At 62.5% G+C, this 6114-nt stretch carries 3 protein-coding genes; 2 read left to right on the top strand and 1 reads right to left on the bottom strand.

Annotation, left to right across the window (positions count from 1 at the left end; genetic code table 11):
- Nucleotides 1-481 precede the first annotated feature (481 nt).
- Nucleotides 482-1945 carry a glyceraldehyde-3-phosphate dehydrogenase gene (locus tag M5G11_RS17730; RefSeq protein ID WP_273913252.1) on the bottom strand — a complete coding sequence of 488 codons (1464 nt, stop codon included), beginning with the start codon at nucleotides 1943-1945 and terminating at the stop codon, nucleotides 482-484.
- A gap of 180 nt (nucleotides 1946-2125) precedes the next feature.
- Between M5G11_RS17730 and mfd the strand changes: the two genes are divergently transcribed.
- Entirely contained in the window at nucleotides 2126-5575 is a 3450-nt protein-coding gene (mfd, locus tag M5G11_RS17725; RefSeq protein ID WP_273913253.1) for a transcription-repair coupling factor, read from the top strand.
- Between the two features lie 10 nt (nucleotides 5576-5585).
- Nucleotides 5586-6113, top strand: a complete 528-nt coding sequence (locus M5G11_RS17720) for a CsiV family protein (RefSeq protein ID WP_273913254.1) — start codon at nucleotides 5586-5588, stop codon at nucleotides 6111-6113.
- Nucleotide 6114: the final 1 nt, after the last annotated feature.

Below are 6114 nucleotides of genomic sequence, written 5' to 3'. Positions count from 1 at the left end.
CATACATTTGGTTACTTTTGTGCCTTTCAAAAGTGACCCGCTGTAAGAGCGGAAGGGGCCTTGGGAGGCGCCATTGCAAATGGATAAGCTCACACAATCACCAAGGTACTCAGCCCTGTGAACATATCCATTGAAGATGGCGACGCCAAACCCCCTTTCCGCCCTTACGGCGGGTCACTTTTGTCGGGGCAAAAGTAACCAAAACCCCTCGTCCCAGCATACGGCCCTACGCTTCGCTCCGGGTCCCCTCCCTCCGCACCTGCTCCGTGGGGCCGCGCCGAAGGGCCGTCCCTGGCCCATCGGCGCTTGCGGGCCATCCATGGCCCTTACCCCACTCCGCAGGCGCTCCACTCGGCCTCCTGAAGGGACGACCCCCGTCGCCTGAACCACCGCGCACAAAAATCAAAAGCCAAAGCCAAAATATATAGCTCAAAAAAAACGGGAACCCGCAGGCTCCCGTTTTTTCAACACACCAAAAAGCTTAGCGTGGGAATGCTGGCGGGTTCACACCGGCCATGTCTTCCATCACACGCACTACCTGGCAGCTGTAACCGAATTCGTTGTCGTACCAAACATACAGAACAACACGGTTGTCATTGCAGATAGTCGCTTCAGCATCAACCACACCGGCGTGACGCGAACCCACAAAGTCGGTCGAAACCACTTCCTGCGAGCTGACGTAGTCGATTTGCTTGTGCAGATCCGAGTGCATGGCCATCTGGCGCAGGTACTCGTTGATCTCTTCGCGATCGGTGGCTTTTTCCAGGTTCAGGTTCAGGATCGCCATCGAAACGTTCGGCGTCGGAACACGAATGGCGTTGCCGGTCAGCTTGCCCTTCAACACTGGCAGTGCCTTGGCCGCAGCAGTGGCAGCACCGGTCTCGGTGATAACCATGTTCAACGGCGCAGCACGACCACGGCGGCTGCCTTTGTGGAAGTTGTCGATCAGGTTCTGGTCGTTGGTGAACGAGTGAACGGTTTCAACGTGACCGTTGACGATGCCGTACTTGTCGTTGACCGCTTTCAGTACCGGCACGATGGCGTTGGTGGTGCAGGAAGCCGCGGAGATGATCTTGTCATCAGCGCTGATTTCGCCATGGTTGATACCATGCACGATGTTCTTCAGTGCGCCCTTGCCAGGTGCAGTCAGGATCACCCGAGCAGCGCCCGGGCATGCCAGGTGCTGGCCCAGGCCGTCGGCGTCACGCCATACACCGGTGTTGTCGACGATCAGCGCATTGCTGATGCCGTACTGGGTGTAGTCGACTTCGCTCGGGCTCTTGGCGTAGATAACCTGGATCAGGTTGCCGTTGGCAGTGATGGTGTTGTTTTCTTCGTCGATGGTGATGGTGCCATCGAACGGGCCGTGCACGGAGTCACGACGCAACAGGCTGGCACGCTTGACCAGATCGTTCTCGGCGCCTTTGCGCACGACAATGGCACGCAGACGCAGGCCGTCGCCACCACCGGTTTTCTCGATCAGGATACGCGCCAGCAGACGGCCGATACGACCGAAGCCGTACAGCACAACGTCGGTACCTTTGCGGGCCGAAGCGTTTTGCTGGCCAACCACGTCGGCCATCTCTTCACGCACGAACTGCTCAGGGGTACGGCCGTTGCCTTCTGCCTTGAACTTCGCAGCCAGCTTGCCCAGGTCGACCGAAGCGGCGCCCAGTTTCAGCTCGCTCATCGCCTTGAGCAGCGGGAATGTCTCGTGGACAGACAGTTCGGTTTCGTCGGCTTGGCGATGACGGGCAAAGCGGTGAGCTTTGAGGATCGCGATCACCGAACGGTTGATCAGGCTACGGCCATAGATCGAGCTCACCACGTTGTTATTGCGGTAGAGCTGACCGATAAGCGGGATCATCGCTTCTGCAAGCGCTTCACGATCAATCCACTCACCAAGACACTGGTCGGGCTTCTGAGTCACGGGAACCTTCCACATGTAGGGACAGAAAAAAGGGGCTACATTATGACGCCCCGCGCCCCATCGGGCAATGAGCGCCTGTCGAGATCGCGCCACTACATGGAATAGCCGTGCAATAGCCCCGCTGAAACCTGACAGCACAGGCCCGCGCCCGGTACAATTGGCGTCTTTGTCGCAACGCTTGGAGCTCGACCTCCCGTGCCTGTTCTGCGTCTACCGCACCTGCCGGCCATTGCCGGCAAACAAACCTGGGGCAACCTGCCCGGCGCCGCCCTGAGCCTGGCCATCGCCGAAGCCGCCAGCGCCGCCAAGCGCTTTACCCTGCTGCTGACCGCCGACAGCCAAAGCGCTGACCGGCTGGAGCAGGAGCTGCGCTTCTTCGCCCCGGACCTGGCCGTGCTGCCGTTCCCGGACTGGGAAACCCTGCCTTACGATCTGTTCTCGCCGCACCAGGACATCATTTCGCAGCGGATTGCCAGCCTGTACCGGCTGCCGGAACTGGACCACGGCATTCTTGTAGTGCCCATCACCACCGCCCTGCACCGCCTGGCCCCGACCACCTTCCTGCTGGGCAGCAGCCTGGTGCTGGACATCGGCCAGAAGCTCGACGTGGAACAGATGCGCACGCGCCTGGAAGCCAGCGGCTACCGCTGCGTCGACACGGTCTACGAGCATGGCGAGTTCGCCGTGCGCGGCGCGCTGATCGACCTGTTCCCGATGGGCAGCAAGCTGCCCTACCGGATCGACCTGTTCGACGACGAGATCGAGACGCTGCGCACCTTCGACCCGGAAACCCAGCGTTCGATCGACAAGGTCGACTCGGTGCGCTTGCTGCCCGCTCGAGAATTCCCGTTACAAAAAGATGCGATCACCCGCTTCAAAGCGCGCTTTCGCGAACGTTTCGACGTCGATTTTCGCCGCAATCCGATCTTCCAGGACCTGGCCAGCGGTATCACCCCGGCCGGCATCGAGTACTACCTGCCGCTGTTCTTCGAAGACACCTCGACCCTGTTCGACTACTTGCCCGAGAACACCCAGGTGTTCTCGCTGCCGGGCGTCGAGCAGGCGGCGGAGCACTTCTGGAGCGATGTGCGCAACCGCTATGAAGAGCGCCGCATCGACCCGAACCGACCGCTGCTGCCGCCGGCCGAACTGTTCATGCCGGTGGAAGACTGCTTCGCCCGCCTCAAGGGCTGGCCGCGTATCGTGGTCAGCCAGGACGACGTCGACAGCGGCCCCGGCCGCGAACGCTTCCCGGCGCAGAAGCTGCCGGACCTGGCCATCCAGGCCAAGGCCAGCCAGCCGCTGGCCGCACTGGCCGACTTCCTCGATCAGTTCCCTGGGCGCGTTTTGTTTACCGCCGAATCAGCCGGTCGCCGCGAAGTCCTGCTGGAACTGCTTGAGCGCTTGAAGCTGCGCCCGAAAACCGTCGAGGGCTGGCTGGACTTCGTCACCGGCACCACGCGCCTGGCGATCACCATTGCTCCGCTGGACGACGGCCTGCTGCTGGACGACCCCGGCGTAGCGCTGATTGCCGAGAGCCCGCTGTTCGGCCAGCGCGTGATGCAGCGCCGACGCCGGGAAAAGCGCAGCGACGCCAACAACGACGCGGTCATCAAGAACCTCACCGAGTTGCGCGAAGGCGCGCCGGTGGTGCATATCGACCACGGCGTGGGCCGCTACCTGGGCCTGGCGACGCTGGAAATCGACAACCAGGTCGCCGAATTCCTAACCCTGGAATACGCCGAGAACGCCAAGCTCTATGTGCCGGTGGCCAACCTGCACCTGATTGCCCGCTACACCGGCAGCGATGACGCCCTGGCGCCACTGCACCGGCTGGGCTCGGAAGTCTGGCAGAAGGCCAAGCGCAAGGCGGCCGAACAGGTGCGCGATGTCGCCGCCGAACTGCTCGACATCTATGCCCGCCGGGCTGCGCGCAAGGGCTACGCCTTTGCCGACCCAAGCGTCGACTACGCCACCTTCAGCGCCGGCTTCCCCTTCGAGGAAACCCCGGACCAGCAGGCCGCCATCGAAGCGGTGCGCGAAGACATGCTCGCCGCCAAGCCGATGGACCGCCTGGTGTGCGGCGACGTCGGCTTCGGCAAGACCGAAGTAGCCATGCGCGCCGCCTTCATTGCAGTGCATAGCGGCCGCCAGGTGGCGATCCTGGTGCCGACCACCCTGCTCGCCCAGCAGCACTACAACAGTTTCCGCGATCGCTTTGCCGACTGGCCGGTGAATGTCGAGGTGATGAGCCGCTTCAAGTCGGCCAAGGAAATCAGCGCCGCCGTAGCCGACCTGGCCGAAGGCAAGATCGACATCGTCATCGGCACCCACAAGCTGCTGCAGGACGACGTCAAGATGAAGGACCTGGGCCTGGTCGTCATCGACGAAGAACACCGCTTTGGCGTGCGCCAGAAAGAACAGCTCAAGGCGCTGCGCAGCGAGGTCGACATCCTCACCCTCACCGCCACGCCGATCCCGCGTACGTTGAACATGGCGGTGGCAGGCATGCGCGACCTGTCGATCATCGCCACCCCGCCCGCCCGCCGCCTCTCGGTGCGCACCTTCGTGATGGAGCAGAACAAGAGCACCATCAAGGAAGCCTTGCTGCGTGAGCTGCTGCGCGGCGGCCAGGTCTACTACCTGCACAACGATGTGAAGAGCATCGAGAAATGCGCCGCCGACCTGGCCGAGCTGGTGCCAGAGGCGCGTATCGGCATCGGTCACGGACAGATGCGCGAGCGCGAACTCGAACAGGTGATGAGCGACTTCTACCACAAGCGCTTCAACGTGCTGATTGCCTCGACCATCATCGAGACCGGCATTGACGTGCCGAGCGCCAACACCATCATCATCGAGCGTGCCGACAAGTTCGGCCTGGCCCAGTTGCACCAGTTGCGCGGCCGGGTCGGCCGTAGCCACCACCAGGCCTATGCCTACCTGCTGACACCACCACGCCAGCAGATCACCCCCGACGCCGAAAAGCGCCTGGAGGCGATTGCCAACACCCAGGACCTCGGTGCCGGCTTCGTGCTGGCCACCAACGACCTGGAAATCCGCGGCGCCGGCGAGCTACTTGGCGAAGGCCAGAGCGGGCAGATCCAGGCGGTCGGCTTCACCCTGTACATGGAAATGCTCGAGCGCGCGGTCAAGGCCATTCGCAAAGGCACCCAGCCGAATCTGGACCAGCCACTGGGCGGTGGCCCGGAGATCAACCTGCGCCTGCCGGCACTGATCCCGGAAAGCTACCTGCCAGACGTGCATGCGCGCCTGATCCTGTACAAGCGCATCGCCTCGGCGGTGGACGAGGACGGCCTGAAAGACCTGCAAGTGGAGATGATCGACCGCTTCGGCCTGCTGCCGGAGCCGACCAAGAACCTGGTGCGCCTGACCCTGCTCAAGTTGCAGGCAGAAAAGCTCGGCATCAAGAAAGTCGATGCCGGCCCCAATGGCGGCAAGATCGAGTTCGAAGCCGAAACCCCGGTCGACCCATTGGTACTGATCAAGCTGATCCAGGGCCAGCCCAAGCGCTACAAGTTCGAAGGCGCCACCCAGTTCAGGTTCATGGTGCCGATGGAGCGCCCGGAAGAACGATTCAACAACCTCGAGGCGCTGTTTGAGCGCCTGACACCCCAAACTGCGTGAAGGAAGATCCATGCGTGTGATGCGTAGCCTGACCCTGCTGCTGGCGCTGATTGCCCCGGCGGCCTTTGCCGAAGGCACCTACCAGGTCGAGATGATCCTGGTGCGGCAGAACGCCGTGCCGGCGATCACCAGCCCGCTCGCCCCGGAAGACTGGAGCGAAGGCGCCAAGGCCCTGGCCTCTGACGATTTGCGCCAACCGGCAATGAACGCCGAAGCCGCCAAGCTGAGCGCCGACCCGCAGTACACCGTGCTGCTGCACAAGGCCTGGCAACAGCAGGTTGGCAGCGAGCCGTCGCAAGTCGCCATCAGCGAAGGCCAGCAGCAGTTCGGCCACTTCCCGATCGAGGGCAACCTGAAACTGACCGAGGGCCGTTTTGTCGCGGCCGACGCCAGCCTCTGGGTCAACCAGTTCGACGGTAACGGCAGCGTGACCCAGAGCGAGCAGTTCAAACAGAACAACGCCAGCATCAAGAGCGGCGAGCTGATCTTCATGGATGGCGGTCACCTGGCACTGCTGCTCAAGATCACGAAACCCTGAG

Origin of the sequence: Pseudomonas fontis (genome assembly GCF_028656955.1) — a bacterium.
Taxonomy (GTDB): domain Bacteria; phylum Pseudomonadota; class Gammaproteobacteria; order Pseudomonadales; family Pseudomonadaceae; genus Aquipseudomonas; species Aquipseudomonas fontis.
Note: the sequence above shows the minus strand (reverse complement) of the source record. Positions and strands in the feature narration are given on the sequence as shown.

Bases quoted from the DNA above. Each gene is read 5' to 3' on its own strand.
- M5G11_RS17730 (WP_273913252.1), bottom strand. From the start codon at position 1,945: ATGTGGAAGGTTCCCGTGACTCAGAAGCCCGACCAGTGTCTTGGTGAG.
- M5G11_RS17720 (WP_273913254.1), top strand. From the start codon at position 5,586: ATGCGTGTGATGCGTAGCCTGACCCTGCTGCTGGCGCTGATTGCCCCG.